This is a genomic window from Streptomyces sp. NBC_01669, from assembly GCF_026339735.1.
Taxonomy (GTDB): domain Bacteria; phylum Actinomycetota; class Actinomycetes; order Streptomycetales; family Streptomycetaceae; genus Streptomyces; species Streptomyces yanii.
Map to the genome: position 1 here is coordinate 3,229,169 of NZ_JAPEQG010000001.1, position 19,965 is coordinate 3,249,133.

Here is a 19,965-nt window from a genome sequence, read left to right on the forward strand (position 1 = left end):
TACGTGGTACGTGCGCGAGGTGTGCCTAGGCGGGGGTCGCGTCAAGAGCGTGACCCACGAGGGCCAGCAGCGACTCGACGACGGTGATCCTGTTACGCGCGTCCATGATCACAACAGGTACGTTGGGGGGTACGGTCAGGGCCTCCCTGACGTCCTCCGCCTCGTAACCGGGCGTCCCCTCGAAGTGGTTGACGGCCACGATGTACGGCAGTCCGCAGCTCTCGAAGTAGTCGAGCGCGGGGAAGCAGTCGGAGAGCCGCCGGGTGTCGGCGAGCACCACCGCACCGATCGCGCCGCGTACCAGGTCGTCCCACATGAACCAGAAGCGCTGCTGTCCGGGCGTGCCGAACACGTACAGCACGAGGTCGTCGTCGAGCGTGAGACGGCCGAAGTCCATCGCGACGGTCGTGGTGACCTTGTCGGGCGTCGCGGTGAGGTCGTCGGTCTCCTCGCTGGCCTGGGTCATCAGCGCTTCGGTCTGCAGCGGGGTGATCTCGGAGACCGATCCCACGAAGGTCGTCTTGCCGACCCCGAACCCGCCCGCGACCACTATCTTCGTGGCTATGGGGGCCCTGGTGTGATCCAACTGCCAGGCCTGGAGCGACTCCTCGGCCTGGTCCTCCGGTCCCGGCTGACGCGGGGCGGACAGGAGCGGATCAGAGACGACGGAGTCCATTCAGCACCCTTTCGAGCAGTGCGCGGTCGGGCTGGCCGGTGCCGTGACCGGTCCCGTACACACGGATCTTTCCCTGGTCGGCCAAGTCGCTGAGCAGCACTCGGACCACGCCGAGCGGCATCTTCAACAGGGCCGAGATCTCCGCGACCGTACGCATGCGGCGGCAGATTTCGACAATGGCCTGGAGCTCCGGCATCACCCGCGTGGCGAGGTTGCCGTTGGTGAGCTCGCGGCGCTCCTCGGGCGCTTCCAGCGCGGCCACGAACGTCTCGACGAGAAGAACGTGACCGAAGCGGGTGCGGCCGCCGGTGAGCGAGTACGGGCGGACCCGGGCGGGCCGTCGGTCTGACCCGCGGACCGGGAGCCTGCGGGCGGGTTCAGCAGCGGGCGTCACTGGGCGCTCTCCATCGATTTGCGCAGTTCACTGCGGAGTTCGGGGGTGAGTACGTGTCCGGCACGGCCGACGAAGAGCGCCATGTGGTACGCGATGACGCTCATGTCGCAGTCGGGGGTGGCGTGCACGCCGAGCAGCGAACCGTCGCTGATCGACATGACGAAGACGCTGCCCTCGTCCATGGCGACCATGGTCTGCTTGACGCCGCCGCCGTCCATCAGTTTCGCGGCGCCGATGGTGAGGGAGCCGATGCCGGAGACGATGGTCGCCAGGTCGGCGCTGGAACCCCGGGGGCCGTCCTGCCGACCGCCTGTCGCTGTCGCTGTCTGACGGCCGGGGTCGGAGGAGAGCAGCATCAGTCCGTCGGACGAGACAACGGTGACCGAATGGACCCCTGGCACCTCCTCCACGAGATTGCTCAGCAACCAGTGCAGGTTCCGGGCCTCGGTGCTCAGCCCGAATGTGCTGGGCGCAGTCAACTGCGTGCCTCCTCGACTGTGTCCCCCGTCTCATCGGTTCGACCACCGAAACGGTCTGTCCGCTCGGTCTGCTCAGTCTGTGCGGTGCCGGCACCGGTGACGGCACCGTCGGCGATCTCCGCCTCGACGTCGCGGCGGCCGTCCTTCGCCCCCTGGTGGAAACCGCCGAGGCGGCGGCGCAGCGCGTCCTTGTCCAGGCTGCCCTTGCGCTCGGCGGTGGGGGCGGCGGCGGGCTTGACAACCTTGGGGGTGCGCTTGGGAAGGCCCTTGTCGGTGATGCGCTCGGCCTGCGGCTCCGGCTGCCGGGGGCCGGGAAAGGCCTCGGCGGCGGGCACCGGGGAAGGAGCCGGGGCGGTGAAGGGCTCCGGGGTCTCGTCCGCGGTGCGCTCGTGGCGGTCGGGACCGATGGCGTACGGGTCGGGGGTCGCCGGGGTCTCATGGGCCGGTGCGGCCGACGGGACCGGCTGAGCCGCGGGGACGTCCCGGAGCTCCGGGAGCCGGACCTGCATCGTGGTCTCGGACTCGGACTCGGCGGCTACCGGCTCGGGTGCCGCCGGAGCGGGCACCTCCGCCGGAGCGGGCACCTCCGCCGGAGCGGGCATGTCCGCCGGAGCGGGCACGTCAGCCTGGGCCGGGTCCGGTGCCGACTCGCGGATCGTCTGCTCGGCGGCGGCGATCAGCGGGTCGTCGGGCAGGGCGAGCGTCCGGCCGGGCAGGGCATTGGAGTTCGCCTCGGCGACCGATCCGGGCAGGTTCACCGCGGGCGCGTCCCCCGGCGCGGTCACGGGCGGCGGCGTGGCGCCGGGGGGCGCCTTCGGCAGCAGCGCCTGCGGCAGCACGACGACCGCCGTCACCCCGCTGCCCTTCTGCTCACGCAGCTGGACCCGCACCCCGTGGCGCGCCGCGAGGAGCGACGTCACCTGGAGTCCGAGGCCCGCGCCGTCGGCGTTCTGCTCGCCCGCCTCGAACGAGGACGGGTCGGCCAGGCGGGCGTTGAGCTCACCCATCCGTACGGACGACATGCCGATGCCCTCGTCCTGCACGGAGAGCATCACCTCGCCGGTCTCCAGCAGCCAGCCGGAGAGCTCGACATGCGAATCGGGCGGCGAGAAGGAGGTCGCGTTCTCCAGGAGTTCGGCGACCAGGTGGCTGAGGTCGTCGGCGGCGAAACCGGCGATCTGGGCGTGCGGCGGCAGGGACTGGATGGTGACCCGCTCGTACCGCTCGATCTCGCTGACGGCCGCACGCAACACGTCGACCAGCGGGATCGGGCCGGAGTGTCCGTGCCCGTGCTCGGCGCCCGCGAGGACCAGCATGTTCTCGCTGTGGCGCCGCATGACCGTGGCCATGTGGTCGAGCTTGAAGAGGGTGGCGAGCCGCTCCGGGTCCTGCTCGCGCTCCTCCAGGCTCTCGATGACGCCGAGCTGGCGCTCGACGAGGCCGAGGGTGCGCAGCGAGAGGTTGACGAAGGTGTGGTGGACCGTGTTCTTGAGCCGCTCCAGCTGGGCGGTCAGATCGGCGGTGCGGACCTGGAGTTCGGCGCGCTGGAGCGTGAGGGCCTCGCGTCCGGCGATCAGTTCGCCGCGCTCGTTCTCCAGATCCTCGAACCGGCCGTTGAACTCGTGGAGCAGCCCGTGCAGCTTGCCGTGCAGGGCGTTGAGGGATCGAACGACCTGGGCGAACTCGTCGTTGCGGCCGGTGTAGCGGACCGGCTCGGCGGTGGCGGGCTCCTCGGCGAGGCGGGCGGCGCCGATCCGCAGGACGGCGAGCGGCTGGGTCAGCGTACGGGCCACGGCGGTGGAGACGCCGACGGCGATCAGCAGACAGCCGCCGAGGAGTGCGATGCGCAGTTCGAGGGCGGTGACGTCGTCGTCGCGCAGCTGCTCCAGGCGTCGCACCTGGGTGGTGCCGAGGGCGGACTCGACGCTGCGCATCCGGTCGATGCGGGCGGAGAGTGCCGCCTCGACCTTCTTCCGGTCGGCCTTCTGGTCGGAGTCCGACAGCTCGGGACGGTCGGTGAGTGCGGCGAGGTACTTCTCCGCGCGGTCGACGTCGGGCCCGGTGACGGTGGAGGAGAGCTTCTCCCGGGCGGTGCTGCCCGCGGCCTGGTCGAAGTCGGCGAGCGAGGAGAGCTCGCGGACCCTGGCCTGCTGGGCGGCGGCGCTCAGCTCGTCACGGTTGCGGTCGTCCTCGCTGCTGCCCTCGTCCTGGGTCTGGACGGGCAGCCCGGTGAACGGGTCGATCTGCGGGACCGTGGCCTCCTTGCGGGGCACGGAGAGCGCCGCGATCAGCAGCCCGCGGGTGGCGGAGGCCTGATCGGCTGCCTGGCCGAGAGCGAGGGGCGCACGGGTGGCCTCGGCGGCGCGCGGCGGGGTCTTCTCGGCGAGTTCGTCGGCGAGGTCGTGGAGCTTGGCGATGACCTCGGAGTACGCCTGGTGGGCGGCGATTGCCGAGCCCTTGCCGGTGAGGGCGGTGCGGCGCAGGGAGGGGATCGTGGAGAGGTCGCGGCGCAGCGCGGCGGGGGCCGTGTCGCGGATCTCGTCGATCTGCTGGTCGACGCGGGCGCTGGGGCCGTCTTTCTTCGCGTCGGACTTCCCGTCCCGGCCGCCCGCGATGTAGGCGGTGACTTCGTCACGCTCGTCCGCGAGGGAGTGGGCGAGGGCCACCGCCTGCTGGTTCAGCTGGGCAAGGGTGACCAGCCGCTGGGACTCGGTCAGTTCGGTGGAGGCGCCGAGGGCCGCGGGTGCGCCCGCGGCGATGACGGTGATACCGACGACCGCGACGCCGGCGACCAGCCGGCTGCGTACGCGGGCGGTGCGCCGGGTGGGCTCACTCCCGCTCGGCGCCGGAGGTGTCTCCCCGGTACCGCTTCGCTCGCTGCCTTTGCTCCGAGGCCGCTTCTTCTGCACCGGTGCTCGCAATCTTGACTCGTCCACCCTTGAAGCAAAGGTGACGCACGGTCATATGTGGAATGACACCCCGACCCCTGGTACGGCTTCCGACCATTCCAGTGCTTTTGAGAGGGGGGCGCGCATCAACCGCTCCGCCACCCGAACGAGTGAACATCACTCCGGAGTTGACGAACAAGTCTCCCCCCGGGCGCCGCAGCCCACACCTGGACCATCGGCTGGAACTTCCGCCCGGGCTTTGGCAGGATGCCCGCCCGCACCCGGCACGGAGCCACTCCTTCCGCTCAAGCCACCCCACTGACCTGCCGGTACGGTCCAACGCCGCGATCGTGCAGGCCTCGTGAAGGCGTCGTGCAGACTGGCCGTATGCGCATCGAACTCGCCACGGCCCCCGGCAGCCCCGAGCGTCCCAACGAGGACTGGGCAGCCACCGCGCTTCCCGCTTCCGGCGCGGGTGGGACGCTGGTTCTGCTCGACGGAGTCACTCCGCCGCAGGGGGACGACGGTTGTGTGCACTCCGTGCCCTGGTTCACCGCGCGACTGGGCGGATCACTGGTCGAACTGTCGGGTTCGCGGCGGGATCTGACGCTCACCGAGATCCTCGCCGAGTCCATCCGGCGCACCGCCGACACGCATCGTTCCCTGTGTGACCTTTCTCACGTGCGCACTCCTCAGGCGACCGTCGTCATGGCGCGCTGGGGCTCGGAGGAGATCGAACACCTGGTGCTCTCCGACTCCGTACTACTGTTCGAATCGCCGGACGGATCGGTGCGCGCGCTGCTCGACGACCGGCTCGACCGGCTGCCGCCGGGCTCCCTGGCCACCGACGAGATCGCCGATGCGCAGGTACGGAACAAGGAGGGCGGCTTCTTCACCGCCGCCGCCGACCCCGGGGTGGCGGTCCGCGCCGTGACCGGACGGACGCCGCTCGTCGAGGTGCGGGCGGTGGCCGCGCTGACGGACGGGGCGAGCCGCTGGACGGAGATGTTCCACGAGGGGGACTGGACGGCCTGCCTCGCGGTACTCCACAAGGAGGGCACGCAGGGGCTGATCGACCGGGTCAGGTCCCTGGAGGACGCGGACACGGAGCGCGCGTATCTGCGGCGCAGCAAGACGCACGACGACGCGACAGCGGTCTACGTGGTGCTGTAGGTCACCCGGGTACGGGGTCGGCCCGCACCGGCGGCGTGGGTGGTTTCCACGGGGCGGGGGTCCGAGAGCACCCGGGGACGCCTGGCCGGGCCGGGGTCGGGCCCGGCCGGGGTCGGGCGGCCGGCGTCAGTCCTCGGCCCGGGCGTTCAAGTGGTGCAGCAGCCGTGCCAATTCCGCCACCTCGGTCCGGTCCCAGTCGGCGAGTTTCCTCACGTACCGGTCGCGGCGCGCATCGCGGACGCTGCGGAAGCGCGCCAGCCCCTCGTCGGTGAGATGGACGAGGAAGGCCCGCCCGTCGGCCGGATCGGGCTCGCGCGCCACCAGTCCGAGCTCCTCCAGGGCGCGCAGCTGGCGGCTCATGGTCGCCTTCCCGACGCCGAAGTACGCGGCGAGATCGGTGGCCCGCTGCTGCCCCACCGACTCCAGCCGCACGAAGAGTCCGTACGCCGCGGCCTCCAGCTCGGGATGGACCTCCCGCGCCATCTCACCGGAACTGGCCCGCGCGCGGCGCAGAAATACGGCCAATTCCCGCTCCAGTGCCAGGAATTCGTGGTCCACACCACTTCCTCCGGCCGCGCCGGGTTCACTACCGCTTTCGCTCCCGTGCACGTCAAACACCCCTCATGAGCTTTCCTGCCGCTGAAAGTTTCCTTCGCCGCCGGTCATCGCCGCAGCTCCGCCAGTATTTCGCAGGCGTAGACCAACGGCACCGCCCAGGCCCTCTTCCGCCGCGCGGGTCTACGTGCGTAGCGTCATTGCTGGCATGTTCACACCATGACATGCCACAGGGGTGCGCCGAGCCGCCCCCCTGGGTCTGCAGATCCCCCCACCGAGGCCTCGGAGGCACGCACATGCCCGTGCACAGATCCGGATCCGGAACGACCCGCCGCTCACGCTTAGCGGCGCTGGGAACCCTCCTCGCAGCACTTTCGCTTCTGCTCACCCTGCCCGGCGCGGCCACCGCGGCCGACTCCCCCACGGCCGCCGCCAAGAAGCCCGCGCGCGGGTCGGCCACGATGGGCATGGGCGTCATCGCCCACGACGGCCAGGGCGGTCTGCCGCGCGACACGCGTGTCGTCCAGACCGAAGGCGTGGACGTCAGCAGTCACCAGGGCAACGTCGACTGGGCGACTCTCTGGAACAGCGGCGTCCGCTGGGCCTACACCAAGGCCACCGAGGGCACGTACTACACGAATCCCTACTTCGCGCAGCAGTACAACGGCTCCTACAACGTCGGCATGATCCGCGGTGCGTACCACTTCGCCACCCCGGACACCACGAGCGGCGCCACCCAGGCCAACTATTTCGTGGACCACGGGGGCGGCTGGTCGAAGGACGGCAAGACGCTGCCCGGCGTGCTCGACATCGAGTGGAACCCGTACGGCGCGCAGTGCTACGGCAAGACGCAGGCCGGCATGGTGGCCTGGATCCGCGACTTCGTGAACACGTACAAGGCACGCACCGGGCGTGACGCGGTCATCTACACCGCGACCAGCTGGTGGACGACCTGCACCGGGAACAACGCGGGCTTCGGCACCACCAACCCGCTCTGGGTGGCCCGTTACGACACCACGGTCGGCACACTCCCGGCCGGCTGGGGCTACTACACCATCTGGCAGTACACGTCGTCCGGCCCGTACGTCGGCGACCACAACCACTTCAACGGCGCCCTCGACCGCGTACAGGCACTCGCCAACGGCTGATCGCCCGCCCCCGGAGCCCCGGTGACGCACCCCGTCACCGGGGCTCCCGCATGCCTCGACCGCCGCCTCCGCCATCGCGCGCCCCACTATGCACTTGATGTATACATCGTATGTATAGTCTCTGAACAGCGCACACCGTGTGCGCTGTTCAGCCGTGAGGGAGTGACGTGTCTTGCCCACGAAGACGAAGTCGATCGGTACGGGGTTGGCCGTCGCTCTTGTGACGGCGGTCACCCTCACGCTGAGCGGCTGCTCGATGCAGACCACGGCCCCGGGCTCGGCGCGGGGGGACGCAGCCTCCGACGCCAAGGGCTCGTTCGGCCCGGTGGACTGCCGCAAGGCGAAGTGCATAGCGCTGACCTTCGACGCCGGGCCCGGCCCGGACACCCCGCACCTGCTGGACATCCTCAAGGAGAAGAAAGTGCACGCCACCTTCTTCCTGCTCGGCAGGAACCACGTGCTGAAGCACCCCGACACGGTGCGCCGCATCGAGGCGGAGGGCCACGAGGTGGCCAACCACACGTGGTCGCACAAGATCCTGACGGACCGGAAGCCCGCCGTCATACGTGCCGAGCTGGAGAAGACGCAGGACGCGATAGCGAAGATCACCGGCAAGAAGCCGCGGCTGATGCGCCCGCCGCAGGGCCGTACCGACGACACGGTCTCCGGCATCAGCAAGGACCTGGGGCTCTCGCAGATCCTCTGGAGCGCGACCGCCAAGGACTACTCGACGACCGACTCCGCGCTGATCAAGAAGCGGATACTCGACCAGGCGAGCAAGGACGGCATCATCCTGCTGCACGACATCTACAAGGGGACCGTGCCCGCGGTGCCGGGCATCATCGACGCGCTGAAGGAGCGCGGCTACACCCTGGTGACGGTCCCGCAGCTGATGGCCCCCGCGGAGCCGGTGCCGGGGACCGTCTACCGCCCCTGAGCGCGGCCGGTCACGACGCTCAGCGGGACCCCGTCACCGGCTCGGCGGTGTCCTTGAGCCCGGTGCCGTCCGGGTTCGCCCGGCGCCGCGCGAGCTGCCGCTCGTCCGCCACCTCGCCGACCGGCCGCGCCATGGAGTCCAAGGGGGCTGCGGTCCGGCCGACGGACCGCAGCATGCCGGTCTGCGGGACCGGCGTGTCCTTTCCGCTCCCCGCCCGGACGCGGAACAGCACGTCCGCACACCCGGATACGCGGAACGGCCCGCACCGCCCTTTCGGGTGGCGCGGGCCGTCCGACCGGCCGCGCACGTCATGCCACGCCCGTCACGCCATGGCGCTCACGCCGCGGCCGGGATCCTCTCCTCCGCCCTGACCGCGGCCGGGGCGAGGGCGATCTCCAGCACCTGTCGGACATCCGTCACCGGGTGGACCTCCAGCTTCTCCAGGACCTCGGCCGGGACGTCGTCCAGATCGGCCTCGTTCCGCTTGGGGATCACCACGGTGGTGATACCGGCCCGGTGGGCGGCCAGCAGCTTCTGCTTCAGCCCGCCGATCGGCAGCACCCGTCCCGTCAGCGACACCTCACCGGTCATCGCCACATCCGTACGGACCAGCCGTCCGGAGAGCAGCGAGGCCAGCGCCGTCGTCATCGTGATACCGGCACTCGGACCGTCCTTGGGCACCGCGCCCGCCGGGAAGTGGATGTGCGCTCCCCTGTCCTTCAGGTCGGCGACGGGCAGTTCCAGCTCGGCGCCGTGCGAGCGCAGGAAGCTCAGCGCGATCTGCGCGGACTCCTTCATGACGTCGCCGAGCTGACCGGTGAGGGTCAGTCCTGCCGCGCCGGTCTCCGGGTCGGCCAGCGACGCCTCGACGAACAGCACGTCACCACCGGCACCGGTCACCGCGAGTCCGGTCGCCACGCCCGGCACCGCGGTGCGGCGCTCAGCCGGGTCCTGGGCGGACTCGGGGACGTGGTGCGGCCGTCCGACGAGACCCCTCAGGTCCTCGTCGGTGACGGTGAACGGGAGCTCCCGGTCGCCCAGTTCGTGCTGGGCCGCGACCTTGCGGAGCAGACGGGCGACGGCCCGCTCCAGGTTGCGTACGCCCGCCTCGCGGGTGTACTCGCCGGCCAGCTTGCGCAGCGCCGACTCGTCGAGCGTCACCTCCCCCTTCTCCAGACCGGCCCGCTCCAGCTGGCGCGGGAGCAGGTGGTCGCGGGCGATGACGACCTTCTCGTCCTCGGTGTAGCCGTCGAGCCTGACCAGCTCCATGCGGTCGAGCAGCGCCTCCGGGATGGCTTCCAGGACGTTGGCTGTGGCCAGGAAGACGACGTCGCTGAGGTCGAGTTCGACCTCCAGGTAGTGGTCGCGGAAGGTGTGGTTCTGGGCCGGGTCGAGTACTTCGAGGAGCGCCGCGGCCGGGTCGCCGCGGAAGTCGGAGCCGACCTTGTCGATCTCGTCGAGCAGGACGACCGGGTTCATGGAACCGGCCTCCTTGATGGCGCGGACGATGCGTCCGGGGAGCGCACCGACGTACGTACGCCGGTGGCCCCGGATCTCCGCCTCGTCCCGCACACCGCCGAGCGCGACGCGGACGAACTTGCGGCCCATGGCGTGCGCGACGCTCTCACCGAGGGACGTCTTGCCGACGCCGGGCGGTCCGACGAGGGCCAGCACCGCACCGCCCCGACGCCCGCCCACGACCCCGAGGCCGCGTGCGGCACGGCGCTTGCGCACCGCCAGGTACTCGGTGATCCGCTCCTTCACGTCCTCCAGGCCCGCGTGCTCGGCGTCGAGGATCTCCTTGGCGGCGCGGATGTCGTACGCGTCCTCGGTCCGTTCGGTCCACGGCAGTTCGAGGACGGTGTCCAGCCAGGTTCGGATCCAGGAGCCCTCGGGGCTCTGGTCGGACGAGCGCTCCAGCTTGTCGACCTCCTTGAGCGCGGCCTCACGGACGTGCTCGGGAAGATCGGCGGACTCGACACGCGCCCGGTAGTCGTCGGACTCGTCCTCCGCGTCGCCGTTGAGCTCGGACAGCTCCTTGCGTACGGCTTCCAGCTGGCGCCGCAGCAGGAACTCGCGCTGCTGCTTGTCGACGCCCTCCTGGACGTCCTTGGCGATGGACTCGGCGACGTCCTGTTCGGCGAGGTGTTCGCCGAGCCACTGGATGGCGAGCTTCAGCCGGGCGACCGCGTCGGCGGTCTCCAGGAGCTGCACCTTCTGGGCGGTGGTGAGGAACGGTGAGTAGCCCGAGTTGTCGGCGAGTGCGGAGATGTCGTCGATCTGCTGGACCCGGTCCACGACCTGCCAGGCGCCGCGCTTCTTCAGCCAGCTGGTGGCGAGGGCCTTGTACTCCTTGACCAGCTCGGCGGCGGCGCCGGGGAGCGGCTCGGGAGCCGAGACGTCCACGCGGGTCCCTTCGACCCAGAGCGCGGCCCCGGGTCCGGTGGTTCCGGCACCGATCCTCACGCGGTCACGGCCGCGGATGAGGGCGCCCGGGTCCCCGTCGGAGAGCCGGCCGACCTGCTCGACGGTCCCGAGTACACCGGTCCCGGTGTAGGTCCCGTCGATCCGCGGCACCAGCAGCACCTCGGGCTTGCCACCACCCGGACGGGCGGCGGCCTGGGCAGCCTCGACGGCAGCCCGGACATCGGTGTCGGACAGGTCCAGAGGAACCACCATTCCGGGCAGCACGACCTCGTCGTCGAGCGGCAGCACAGGCAAGGTGAGCGGAGTGACCGCGTTGGACTCAGTAGCCATGATCTCCCCTTCGGCAGTCAAGTTGAGCTATGCAGACTCAATGCTCCTCAGCGGCTTAATGTTCCCGAGGCTGTGTTCGCTCTCAGCGATCTTCTTCCACCAGCCCGTCACCTGCGAATAACCACTCGGCAGCCGCGGACTGTCCGACGACGGGACGATCCGACGTGAAGGCTCGCTGAGCCGCTTGCCGGCGGAGTTCACCCCCGTGGTCGAAGCGGCCCGCACCCGGATCGCCGACGCATTCGACGCCACGCAACCGCACGGCGCCTACGCCTACGCCTACGTCTACGACTACGGCAGCATTCCGCGCGGCACGGCCATTCCCGGTGTCTCCGATCTGTGCCTGTCGCTCCCCCCGCCGGCGCCGACGGGCCGCCGGCGCCGACGGGCCGCCGCCACCACGCACGCCGAACGCAGAAACCTCGGCCGCGGCACCGCCCGCCGCATCGTCCGGTCGCGGTTCACCCTGGTCATGCCGCGCTGGGGCGGCTGGACCAGCGATCTCCAGGAGTGCGCCGAGATCTTCTGCCGGTACTACCCGGAGCGGGCCGAGCAGGTGCGTACCGCCGCGGCCACCGGTCGCACCCACTCGGCGGACCCGGCCGTTCTCGGCCTGCTCATCAACGATCCGGCGCCTCGGCCGTCTGCCGAGTACGTCGCGGTCCACGGCGAGAAGGCACCGTGCCCATGACCGCACCGACCAGACCCTCGCGCCGGTGCAGGAGCGGCCAGCAGGCCACCCCGAGCAGCAGGGCGAGCGGATGCCCCCAGCCGGTGAGCGGATCGGTGAACACGAGCAGATCGTGCGCCAGCATCACCCCGACGCCGCCCAGCACCAGGGCGCGGACCAGTGGGGTGAGCAGTCCGGCGAGCGCGCCGACGCTCGCCATCAGACCGAAGCTGATGCCGTAGTCGAGCCGGTGCAGCGAGGTCTCCGGCAGATGCCCGGCCACCACGGAGATCCCGACCGGGATCTCCGTGGCGAGCGTCGCCACCACATGCCCGAGCAGGAAGACCCCGGCGGTGCGCCACCCGCCGATGCGCCGCTCCAGGGCGGTCAGGACGACGGCGAAGCCGAGAGCGTACGGGGAGGTGAGCCCGCCCGCGATCCACAGGGCGCTGGCGACGAGAACGAGCAGCGGGGTCCGCGTGAGATGCGCGACGTCGGTGCTCGATTCGCGCAGCACGGCGGAGACGGTATCCGGATCGGCGTACGCCGTGAACAGGGACGTCGCGACGAGCACCAGCAGATAGCAGAAGGTGAACGGTGTCCCGGCGGGCGTCGGCAGCAGCCTCCACAGCCAGGACCGGGCGGGCGCGTCGACCGGCGGTACGGGGGCCGTCGGCTCCGTGCGCCGCGGCCCCGGGACGGCATCGAGCAGCGGGGCCGCTTCACGTCGTACCTGTGCTGCCCCGTGCGTACTCCGGTGCACTCCGCCGGACTCCCTTTTCTCACGCCCCGGTTTTCTCACGCCCCCCGGAGGACAACACCCAACCCTCCGCGATCATGTCCGCACCGTCTATGGCGCATGCCACACGGTGAACCGGCGAGGGGCCACGGCCCGATAGAGGGGATGTGAGGCTGATGCGCCCCTCGGGGGAGAACCGGACCGACGATGACGACGCGCTGCTGCGCGCCGTCGCACAGGGGGATGCGGCGGCCCTCGCCGCGCTCTACGACCGGCATGCCGGCTGGCTCTTCGCCCGGCTGAGCCGCCGGTGCGCGGACCCGGAGACGGTACGGGAAGTCCTGCAGGACACGTTCGTCACCGCGTGGCGGTCCGCCGGTGCGCACCGCGGCGGGCAGGCGGGCGGCTGGCTGTGGGTGATCGCCGCACGCCGTCTGGTCGACGCCCAGCGCGCCGAGGCCCGCACCGAACGCGCCACCCTGGCCGAGCAGGCCGAGGGCACCGGCTGGTCAGCCGTCGCCCCGTCCGCGGAGGAACGGGTGCTGGCCGGTCTGGAGTACGCGGACGTGGGCGCGGCACTGGACCGGATCTCCCCCGAACTGCGGGAGGTCCTGCGCGCGACGGTCATCGACGGCTTGACGACCCGCGAGACCGCACAGCTCCTCGGCATACCCGAGGGCACGGTCAAGACCCGGGCGATGCGCGCCAGACGCGAACTGCGCGCCGCCCTGGACCGGCTGACGCCGGGCGGCGAACCGCTGGGAGGCATGGCATGACGGACTGGCATGTGGGCGAGGAGCCGGCGCGGCGGTACGCGTCCGGCACGGCGGCGGAGACCGACGCCTGGTCCCTGGAGAAGCACATCGAGGTGTGCGGGGGGTGCGCGGCGCGGGTGTCGGCGGCGGTACGCGGACAGGGGGCCGCGGCGGCAGTGGTCGACGACGTGCGGGCGGCGGTGCTCGCCGCGGCGGCGGGCGGGACGGAGCCGGTCCGATCGGCCGCGGTGCGGGGGCCCACTCGGGTCCCCGCATCCGTGCCCCCGTCCGCACCCCGCCACCACCGTGTTCCCCTCCTCTCCCCCGTCCTGCGGGCCGCCGGACCCGCGCTGCGTGGCCCCTGGCTGGTGGCCGTGCTCCTGGTGGCGGCCGCGGCCGTCGCCCTCGCGTACGGCGCCCGGAACGGGACCGGGGCGGAGGCCGGTCTCCCGGCCCGTCCGCTGCTGCTCCTGATCGCGCCGGTGCTGCCGCTCGCCGGGGTCGGCGTCTCGTACGGGCGGCGCGCGGATCCCGTGTACGAACTCGCCGCCTCCACCCCGTCCGGCGGGCTGCGGCTCCTGCTGATCAGGACCGGCGCGGTCCTCGGCGTGAGCGTCCCGCTGCTGACCGCGGCGGGGGCGGTACTGCCCGCTTCGGCGGGTGCGCCCGGCGCGGTCGCCTGGTTGGTGCCGGCCGTCGCCATGACCCTGGCCGCGCTGGCGCTGGGTTCGTACACCGGATGCCGTACCGGCGCCTCGTCCGTCACCGCGGCCTGGGCCCTTGCCGTCGTCGTGCCGTCCGCCGGGGCGCCGGCCCTGGACCCGGACGCCCTGGCCGACGGGGCGGCCCGGTACTTCGCCGGGCCCTTCGCGCAGAGCGGCTGGGCGGCGGGGGCGCTGCTGTGCGCCGCGCTGCTGACCGTACGCCGTCGATCCTTCGACCACCTGGAGAAGCTGTGAGCGTGAACGCATGAGCACCGTGACAGTCCGAAACGCCCGTACCGTCCGCGTCAGCGGGCTGACGGTCCGCCACCGCAGGAGGACCGCGCTGGACGCCGTCGACCTCGACTTCGCTCCCGGGGTCCATGGCCTGCTGGGGCCGAACGGGGCGGGCAAGACCTCTCTGATCCGGGTCCTCGCGACCGTCGCCGCGCCTTCCGGGGGCAGGGTCGAGCTGCTGGGCAGCGAGGTCGGCGCGGTGACGGACCACCGCAGCCGCTCGGCCGTCCGGCGTCGTCTCGGCTATCTGCCCCAGGAGTTCGGCTACTACCCGGGCTTCACCGTCCGCGAGTTCGTCAGCTATGTCGCCTGGCTCAAGGAGATGCCCGCCGCGCAGGTCCCGGAGGCGGTCGAACGGGCCGTGGCACGGGTCGGGCTGGCGGACAGGATCGATGCGAAGGTGAAGACCCTGTCGGGCGGCATGGTGCGGCGCGTCGGCATCGCGCAGGCGATCGTCAACGATCCGGACCTCCTGCTGCTGGACGAGCCCACCGCCGGCCTCGACCCGGAGCAGCGTGTCGAGTTCCGGGCGCTGCTGCGTGAGCTGGGCGAGACGTCCACGGTGATCGTCTCCACGCACCTCGTCGAGGACGTCGCAGCGGCCTGCACCGAGGTGACGCTCGTCGAGGCGGGCCGGATCGCCTACCGCGGCACCACCGCCGAACTCACCGCGATCGGCAGCAACGGGGCGGACGACAGCCTCGGCGACAACTCGATCGAGCGGGGCTACACCGCCGCGCTGCGCGCTCACCGCACGGCGGTGGCGGGCCGATGACCGACACCCTGACCCGCATGCGGGACACGGGCACCGCAGCCCCCCGTACGCCGCTGCGCACCGAACTGCGGCGCGGCATTCCCCTGTGGACCGGTGCGGCCGTCGCGCTCACCCTCCTCGTCACCCTGGGCGCGAAGGCGGACCAGTGGCAGGGCGACTGGGGCGCGACCCTCACTCGGCTGACCAGCGCGAACACGCTGCTCTGCGGTCCGCTCACGGCGGCGGCCGCCTGCTGGCAGGGCGGGCGCGAACGCCGCGCCCGCACCGCCGAACTGCTGTCCGGCGTCCCCCGCAGTCGGCTGCGCCGGGCCGTGATGACCGCGGCGCCCGTCGCTCTGTGGGCAGCAGCGGGGTATCTCGTCGCGCTGGCCGTGTTGCTGGCGGCGAATCTGCCGTACGCCTCCGGCCGCGGCCCGTCCCTCTCGCTGGCCGTCTCGGACAGCTGCTTCCTGGTCTCGATCGCACTGGTCGGCTTCGTCGTCGGGCGGCTGTCCCCCTGGCGGCTGACCGCACCGGTCCTGGCGGTCTGCACGTACGTCGGGCTGGGCATCCCCAACTACCTGGAGTCGGAGGCCCGCTTCCTGAGCCCGGGCGGGCGGACCGAAGCGAGCGTATCCGTCCCCGTGTGGTGGTTTGCCCCGGTCATGGTGGCCTGGCTGGGCGGCCTTGCAGTCACTGTGCTGCTCGCGTACGCGGCCCGTCGGCGCTTTCTGGCCGTGGTGCCGCTGGCCCTGGCGATCACAGCCGGGACGGTCGTCGTACACACTGGCGAGAACCTGTTCCGGGACGACCCGGCCGCGGACCGCAGGGTCTGCACGGAGTCCGCCCCCGGCACCCCGCAGCTCTGCATGAGCGCCGTCGACGCCCCGTTGCTGCCCCAGGCGTCCGATGCCCTGAAGGGGATGTTCTCGCAACTGGACGGGGTCCCGGGCGCACCGGCCACATACGTGGACCAGCGCACAGATCCGAAGCACGGCGAAGCACGCCTCCCGTCCGTCACACGCGGCTGGGGCGTCGTGCGGAACGAGCTGACCGACCCCCGCGGCTACGCATATAACACCGTCAACGGCCTGCTGAGCCGCGAATGCCCGGACAGCGCGCGCAAGCAGGACCCGCAGGGGTTCGACCGTGTGTCGGCGACCGACCGGGCCGTCCAGCACTGGCTGGCCCCCCTCGATGGATTCGACCTGCCGGCACCCGAATACCTGACCCGCCTCGAAGCCATGCCGAAAGCCGATCGCAAGGTCTGGCTCGGCCGCTTCCTGGCCACCCGGAAGAGCTGTACGCCCGCGGAGGTCCCGGTCCTGTGAGTGAGCAGATGAGGCGCACCATGAACCTCCCGGACCTCCCCGCGCTGTATGTCCGTTCCCGGGCCCTCCCGCTCACCGCCGCCGCCCTGACCGGCATCGTCCTGGTTGCCGCCTGGGCGGCGGACTGGCTGCAGGACCAGCCGCATTTCGACCACACCGCGCGCGTCCCCGTTCTCGTGCTCGCCCCGCTGCTCGCCTCCGCCGCCATCGGCGCAAGCCTGCACTCGCACAGCGACGAGCTGGACCGGACCGCCGTACGCCCCTGGTGGCCGCGCCGGCTGCTGCATCTGCTCGCACTGACCGTGCTCGCGACCGGGGCACTCGCGCTGTCGGTCCCGGGGCACCCGGAGGAGTTCGGCGCACCGGGCATGGTGCGCAATGTGCTGGGCGCGACCGGCGTGACCGCGGCGTCCGTGGCACTGATCGGTGCTCGGCTGAGCTGGCTGCCGATGACGGTCTACAGCGGCGCGGTCTACCTGGCGGCGCCCCGCACCCCGGGTGGCGCGGCCGCCGTCTGGGCCTGGCCGATGCAGCCGGGGCCGCAGGGGGCGGCGTGGGCGGTGGCAGTGGCGGCGTACGTGGCAGGCGGGGCGCTCCTCGTCGTGCGCGGCGCACGGCCGGAGCCCGTGTGACCACGCCTTTCGCCTCTCCGCGCCCCGTACCGATCCGGCAATTCGCTGGTCCCGGCCGCGCGGCCGGGCGAGGATGACAGGGACTCACCCGCCCTCTACCGGAGACCGAGGACATGCCCACCGCCGACCGCCGCACCGCCCACAGCCCCGTCACGCTCGACCGCCGCGAAGGACCGTACGGGGAGGTCGTCCTGCGGGAGCGGGGTGACGACTTCGAGATCATCGCCAACGGCTGCTTCCTGATGGACACCGCGGACGGTCGCTCCGAGCGGCTGCTGATCGACGCGGCGCTTGCCGCGCTGCCCGCCGGGCGGCCGGACCCGGCGGTGCTGATCGGCGGCCTCGGGGTCGGCTTCTCCCTCTCCCACGCCGCAGCCGAACCTCGCTGGGGGCGGATCGCGGTCGTCGAGCGGGAGCAGGCGATCATCGACTGGCACCGGGGTGGCCCGCTGGCCCGGATCACCGGTGCCGCGCTCGCCGATCCGCGGACCGAGATCCTGGCGACGGATCTGGTTGCGTACCTCCGCACGACTACGGACCGTTACGACGCACTGTGCCTGGACATCGACAACGGACCGGACTGGACCGTCACCGACGACAACACGAGCCTGTACTCGCCCGCCGGTCTCGCCGACTGCCGGGAGCGGCTGAATCCGGGCGGGGTACTCGCGGTCTGGTCCGCGCAGCCGTCCGCCGACTTCGAACAGGCCTTGTCGAATGCCGGATTCAGCGGGGTAAGGACGGAAGAGGTGCATGTTGCCCGAGGTGTGCCCGACGTGGTTCATCTCGCACTTCGGAGCGCCTGAGGTTCCCCCACCGGGTATACGCGGCCCCCGGACGCCCGGGGCCAAGTGCCACAAGGCAGACACTCCGCCTCCTCCCCGCGTCCAACCCGTTCCCGTGCCGTTGCACCCTGCGTAGCCGGGAGCCGTCCGGTGGCTTTACGCTGCTGAGCGGCAAACGGGATCACCCACGAAATTCACAAGCGAAGACCGTGCGTCCGGGGGAATGGCCCCCGCGAGAACGGGCAGGGGCGGGGCGATGGAACAGACACACACCACCCACAACGGTGTCGCGGCCACCCCGGGCGCGCAACGCCGGGTTCTGGTGGTCGAGGACGACGCGACGATCGTCGATGCCATCTCCGCCCGCCTGCGGGCCGAGGGCTTCCTGGTGCAGACCGCGCTCGACGGCCCCGCGGCCGTCGACGCGGCCGAGTCATGGCAGCCCGATCTGATGGTGCTCGACATCATGCTGCCGGGCTTCGACGGTCTGGAGGTGTGCCGCCGGGTGCAGGCCACACGGCCGGTGCCCGTGCTGATGCTGACCGCCCGGGACGACGAGACCGACATGCTGGTCGGCCTCGGTGTCGGCGCGGACGACTACATGACCAAGCCGTTCTCGATGCGCGAGCTGGCGGCCCGGGTGCATGTCCTGCTGCGCCGGGTGGAGCGTGCCGCACTGGCCGCGGTGACGCCGCGCAGCGGCATCCTGCGCCTCGGCGAGCTGGAGATCGACCACGCGCAGCGCCGGGTGCGGGTGCGTGCCGAGGACGTCCACCTCACGCCGACCGAGTTCGATCTGCTGGTCTGCCTGGCCGGCACACCGCGTGCGGTGCTCTCCCGGGAGCAGTTGCTCGCGGAGGTCTGGGACTGGGCGGACGCCTCCGGCACCCGTACCGTCGACAGCCACATCAAGGCGCTGCGCCGGAAGATCGGTGCCGAGCGCATCCGTACCGTGCACGGCGTCGGTTACGCCCTGGAGACCCCGGCGCCATGACCCGGCCCGGCTCCCGACTGCGTCCTTTCTCGGTCAAGGCCAAGCTGGGCACGCTCGTCGTGGTCGCGGTGTTCATCACGACCGGACTTCTGATGGTGGCGCTGCGCACCAGGACCGAACTGCGGTTCATCACCGTGTTCTCGGTGATCGCGACGCTGCTGATCACGCAGTTCGTGGCGCACGGTCTGACGGCGCCACTGGACGAGATGACGAGGGTCGCCCGGTCGATCTCGCACGGCGACTACACCAGACGGGTGAGGGGCGCCGGCCGGCGTGACGAGCTCGGCGACCTGGCGCAGACGATCAATCTCATGGCGGACGATCTGGAGGCCGTGGACCGGCACCGCAAGGAGCTGGTGGCCAATGTCTCGCACGAGCTGCGGACGCCGATCGCGGCGCTGAGAGCAGTGCTGGAGAACGTCGTGGACGGGGTCTCCGCGGCCGATCCGGAGACGATGCGCACGGCGCTCAAACAGACGGAGCGGCTCGGCGGGCTGGTGGAGACGCTGCTGGACCTCTCCCGGCTGGACCACGGGGTGGTCACCCTGAAGGCCCGGCGATTCGAGGTGTGGCCGTATCTCTCGGGCGTGCTGAAGGAAGCGAACCTGGCCGCCTCGCACCGCCGGCTGTCCTCCGGCTCCGGGAACCACAGCCGCAAGGACGTACATCTGCATCTGGATGTGTCGCCGCCCGAGCTGACCGCGCATGCGGACGCGGAGCGGCTCCACCAGGTGGTGGCCAATCTGATCGACAACGCTGTCAAGCACAGCCCGCCGCACGGCCGGGTCACGGTGCGGGCGCGGCGCGGCGCGCAGCCGGAGTCGCTGGAACTGGAGGTCCTGGACGAGGGTCCGGGCATCCCCGAGTCCGAGCGGCACCGGGTCTTCGAGCGCTTCAACCGTGGCGAGGTGCCGTCCCCGCACGGCCCGGGCAGCGACGGCGGTACGGGTCTGGGGCTCGCGATCGCCCGCTGGGCGGTGGATCTGCACGGCGGCCGCATCGGAGTGGCTGAATCAGCTCGCGGCTGCCGGATCCAAGTCACTCTTCCCGGGATCCCTCAACCACGCAGTTGACATAGGGTTCGAACCGGAAGGGCACGTTCTACGTGTCGTCCCCCGAGGGGATACGGTCCACGTGGCCGTAGCCACGGCCTCGCGTACCCGGACTGAAGCGGAACCAGGCTTGTTTCCCGCCATTTCCTGCGCCGAAACCCGCTCTTTGATGTGACTTGCACGACGAAGACCGGCCCGGTCTGCATGGAACGGTCAAGGAGGCGTAGCCTTGATTTCCGCTGTCCATC

At 71.4% G+C, this 19,965-nt stretch carries 20 protein-coding genes; 12 read left to right on the forward strand and 8 right to left on the reverse strand.

Going from position 1 to position 19,965, the window contains the following annotated elements:
* Window positions 1-25 precede the first annotated feature (25 nt).
* Genes OG972_RS14090 through OG972_RS14105 form a run of 4 tightly spaced genes read right to left on the reverse strand, consistent with a single transcriptional unit; the run spans window position 26 to window position 4,458 of the window.
* Window positions 26-676, reverse strand: coding sequence for an ATP/GTP-binding protein (locus tag OG972_RS14090; protein WP_266981521.1), 651 nt, complete (start codon window positions 674-676; stop codon window positions 26-28).
* On the reverse strand, window positions 657-1,070 hold the full coding sequence (locus OG972_RS14095; RefSeq protein ID WP_037689183.1) for a DUF742 domain-containing protein: 414 nt from the start codon (window positions 1,068-1,070) through the stop codon (window positions 657-659). The genes OG972_RS14090 and OG972_RS14095 overlap by 20 nt, the downstream gene beginning before the upstream one ends.
* Window positions 1,067-1,549: a roadblock/LC7 domain-containing protein gene (locus tag OG972_RS14100; RefSeq protein WP_266981523.1), complete on the reverse strand. Its 483-nt coding sequence runs from the start codon at window positions 1,547-1,549 to the stop codon at window positions 1,067-1,069. The genes OG972_RS14095 and OG972_RS14100 overlap by 4 nt, the downstream gene beginning before the upstream one ends.
* The gene (locus OG972_RS14105; protein ID WP_266981525.1) at window positions 1,546-4,458 is read right to left on the reverse strand and encodes a nitrate- and nitrite sensing domain-containing protein; all 2,913 of its coding nucleotides are present in this window, start codon (window positions 4,456-4,458) and stop codon (window positions 1,546-1,548) included. Before OG972_RS14105 ends, OG972_RS14100 begins: the two co-directional genes overlap by 4 nt.
* Before the next feature lie 366 nt (window positions 4,459-4,824).
* Here OG972_RS14105 and OG972_RS14110 point away from each other — a divergent pair, with 366 nt between their 5' ends.
* Window positions 4,825-5,610, forward strand: coding sequence for a protein phosphatase 2C domain-containing protein (locus tag OG972_RS14110; protein ID WP_266981527.1), 786 nt, complete (start codon window positions 4,825-4,827; stop codon window positions 5,608-5,610).
* Between the two features lie 126 nt (window positions 5,611-5,736).
* Here the strand turns inward: OG972_RS14110 and OG972_RS14115 are convergent, their stop codons facing one another.
* Window positions 5,737-6,219 (reverse strand): MarR family winged helix-turn-helix transcriptional regulator, encoded by a 483-nt coding sequence (locus tag OG972_RS14115; protein ID WP_266981529.1) that lies wholly within the window; start codon window positions 6,217-6,219, stop codon window positions 5,737-5,739.
* Window positions 6,220-6,461: 242 nt separating this feature from the next.
* Here OG972_RS14115 and OG972_RS14120 point away from each other — a divergent pair, with 242 nt between their 5' ends.
* Together OG972_RS14120 and OG972_RS14125 are read left to right on the forward strand one after the other, a co-directional pair.
* The gene (locus OG972_RS14120; protein ID WP_266981531.1) at window positions 6,462-7,313 is read left to right on the forward strand and encodes a lysozyme; all 852 of its coding nucleotides are present in this window, start codon (window positions 6,462-6,464) and stop codon (window positions 7,311-7,313) included.
* A 256-nt stretch (window positions 7,314-7,569) separates the two neighbouring features.
* A complete protein-coding gene (locus OG972_RS14125) occupies window positions 7,570-8,250 on the forward strand; it encodes a polysaccharide deacetylase family protein (protein ID WP_266990474.1) in 681 nt (226 codons plus the stop codon).
* 19 nt (window positions 8,251-8,269) lie between these two features.
* On the opposite strand, the gene OG972_RS14130 is transcribed toward OG972_RS14125, so the two are convergent.
* Together OG972_RS14130 and lon are read right to left on the reverse strand one after the other, a co-directional pair.
* Window positions 8,270-8,482 carry a hypothetical protein gene (locus tag OG972_RS14130; protein ID WP_266981533.1) on the reverse strand — a complete coding sequence of 71 codons (213 nt, stop codon included), beginning with the start codon at window positions 8,480-8,482 and terminating at the stop codon, window positions 8,270-8,272.
* Window positions 8,483-8,586: 104 nt separating this feature from the next.
* On the reverse strand, window positions 8,587-11,007 hold the full coding sequence (gene lon, locus OG972_RS14135; RefSeq protein ID WP_266981535.1) for an endopeptidase La: 2,421 nt from the start codon (window positions 11,005-11,007) through the stop codon (window positions 8,587-8,589).
* A 184-nt stretch (window positions 11,008-11,191) separates the two neighbouring features.
* Here lon and OG972_RS14140 point away from each other — a divergent pair, with 184 nt between their 5' ends.
* Complete coding sequence (locus OG972_RS14140) at window positions 11,192-11,698, forward strand: hypothetical protein (RefSeq protein ID WP_266981537.1); 507 nt, start codon at window positions 11,192-11,194, stop codon at window positions 11,696-11,698.
* Here the strand turns inward: OG972_RS14140 and OG972_RS14145 are convergent.
* Entirely contained in the window at window positions 11,628-12,440 is an 813-nt protein-coding gene (locus tag OG972_RS14145; RefSeq protein WP_266981539.1) for a rhomboid-like protein, read from the reverse strand. The two genes, OG972_RS14140 and OG972_RS14145, sit on opposite strands and share 71 nt — an antisense overlap.
* Before the next feature lie 143 nt (window positions 12,441-12,583).
* Between OG972_RS14145 and OG972_RS14150 the strand changes: the two genes are divergently transcribed.
* The 8 genes from OG972_RS14150 to OG972_RS14185 all read left to right on the forward strand — a co-directional run bounded on the left by OG972_RS14150 (window position 12,584) and on the right by OG972_RS14185 (window position 19,738).
* Window positions 12,584-13,192 (forward strand): RNA polymerase sigma factor, encoded by a 609-nt coding sequence (locus OG972_RS14150; protein WP_266981541.1) that lies wholly within the window; start codon window positions 12,584-12,586, stop codon window positions 13,190-13,192.
* On the forward strand, window positions 13,189-14,130 hold the full coding sequence (locus tag OG972_RS14155) for a hypothetical protein (protein WP_266981543.1): 942 nt from the start codon (window positions 13,189-13,191) through the stop codon (window positions 14,128-14,130). Before OG972_RS14150 ends, OG972_RS14155 begins: the two co-directional genes overlap by 4 nt.
* A 10-nt stretch (window positions 14,131-14,140) precedes the next feature.
* On the forward strand, window positions 14,141-14,944 hold the full coding sequence (locus tag OG972_RS14160; RefSeq protein ID WP_266981545.1) for an ABC transporter ATP-binding protein: 804 nt from the start codon (window positions 14,141-14,143) through the stop codon (window positions 14,942-14,944).
* Entirely contained in the window at window positions 14,941-16,254 is a 1,314-nt protein-coding gene (locus tag OG972_RS14165) for a hypothetical protein (RefSeq protein ID WP_266981547.1), read from the forward strand. The genes OG972_RS14160 and OG972_RS14165 overlap by 4 nt, the downstream gene beginning before the upstream one ends.
* A gap of 20 nt (window positions 16,255-16,274) precedes the next feature.
* Window positions 16,275-16,886 carry a hypothetical protein gene (locus OG972_RS14170; RefSeq protein ID WP_266981549.1) on the forward strand — a complete coding sequence of 204 codons (612 nt, stop codon included), beginning with the start codon at window positions 16,275-16,277 and terminating at the stop codon, window positions 16,884-16,886.
* A gap of 113 nt (window positions 16,887-16,999) precedes the next feature.
* Window positions 17,000-17,692, forward strand: coding sequence for a spermidine synthase (locus tag OG972_RS14175; protein WP_266981551.1), 693 nt, complete (start codon window positions 17,000-17,002; stop codon window positions 17,690-17,692).
* 235 nt (window positions 17,693-17,927) lie between these two features.
* Window positions 17,928-18,665: a response regulator transcription factor gene (locus tag OG972_RS14180; protein WP_266981553.1), complete on the forward strand. Its 738-nt coding sequence runs from the start codon at window positions 17,928-17,930 to the stop codon at window positions 18,663-18,665.
* Window positions 18,662-19,738, forward strand: a complete 1,077-nt coding sequence (locus tag OG972_RS14185) for a HAMP domain-containing sensor histidine kinase (RefSeq protein ID WP_266981555.1) — start codon at window positions 18,662-18,664, stop codon at window positions 19,736-19,738. The genes OG972_RS14180 and OG972_RS14185 overlap by 4 nt, the downstream gene beginning before the upstream one ends.
* Window positions 19,739-19,965: the final 227 nt, after the last annotated feature.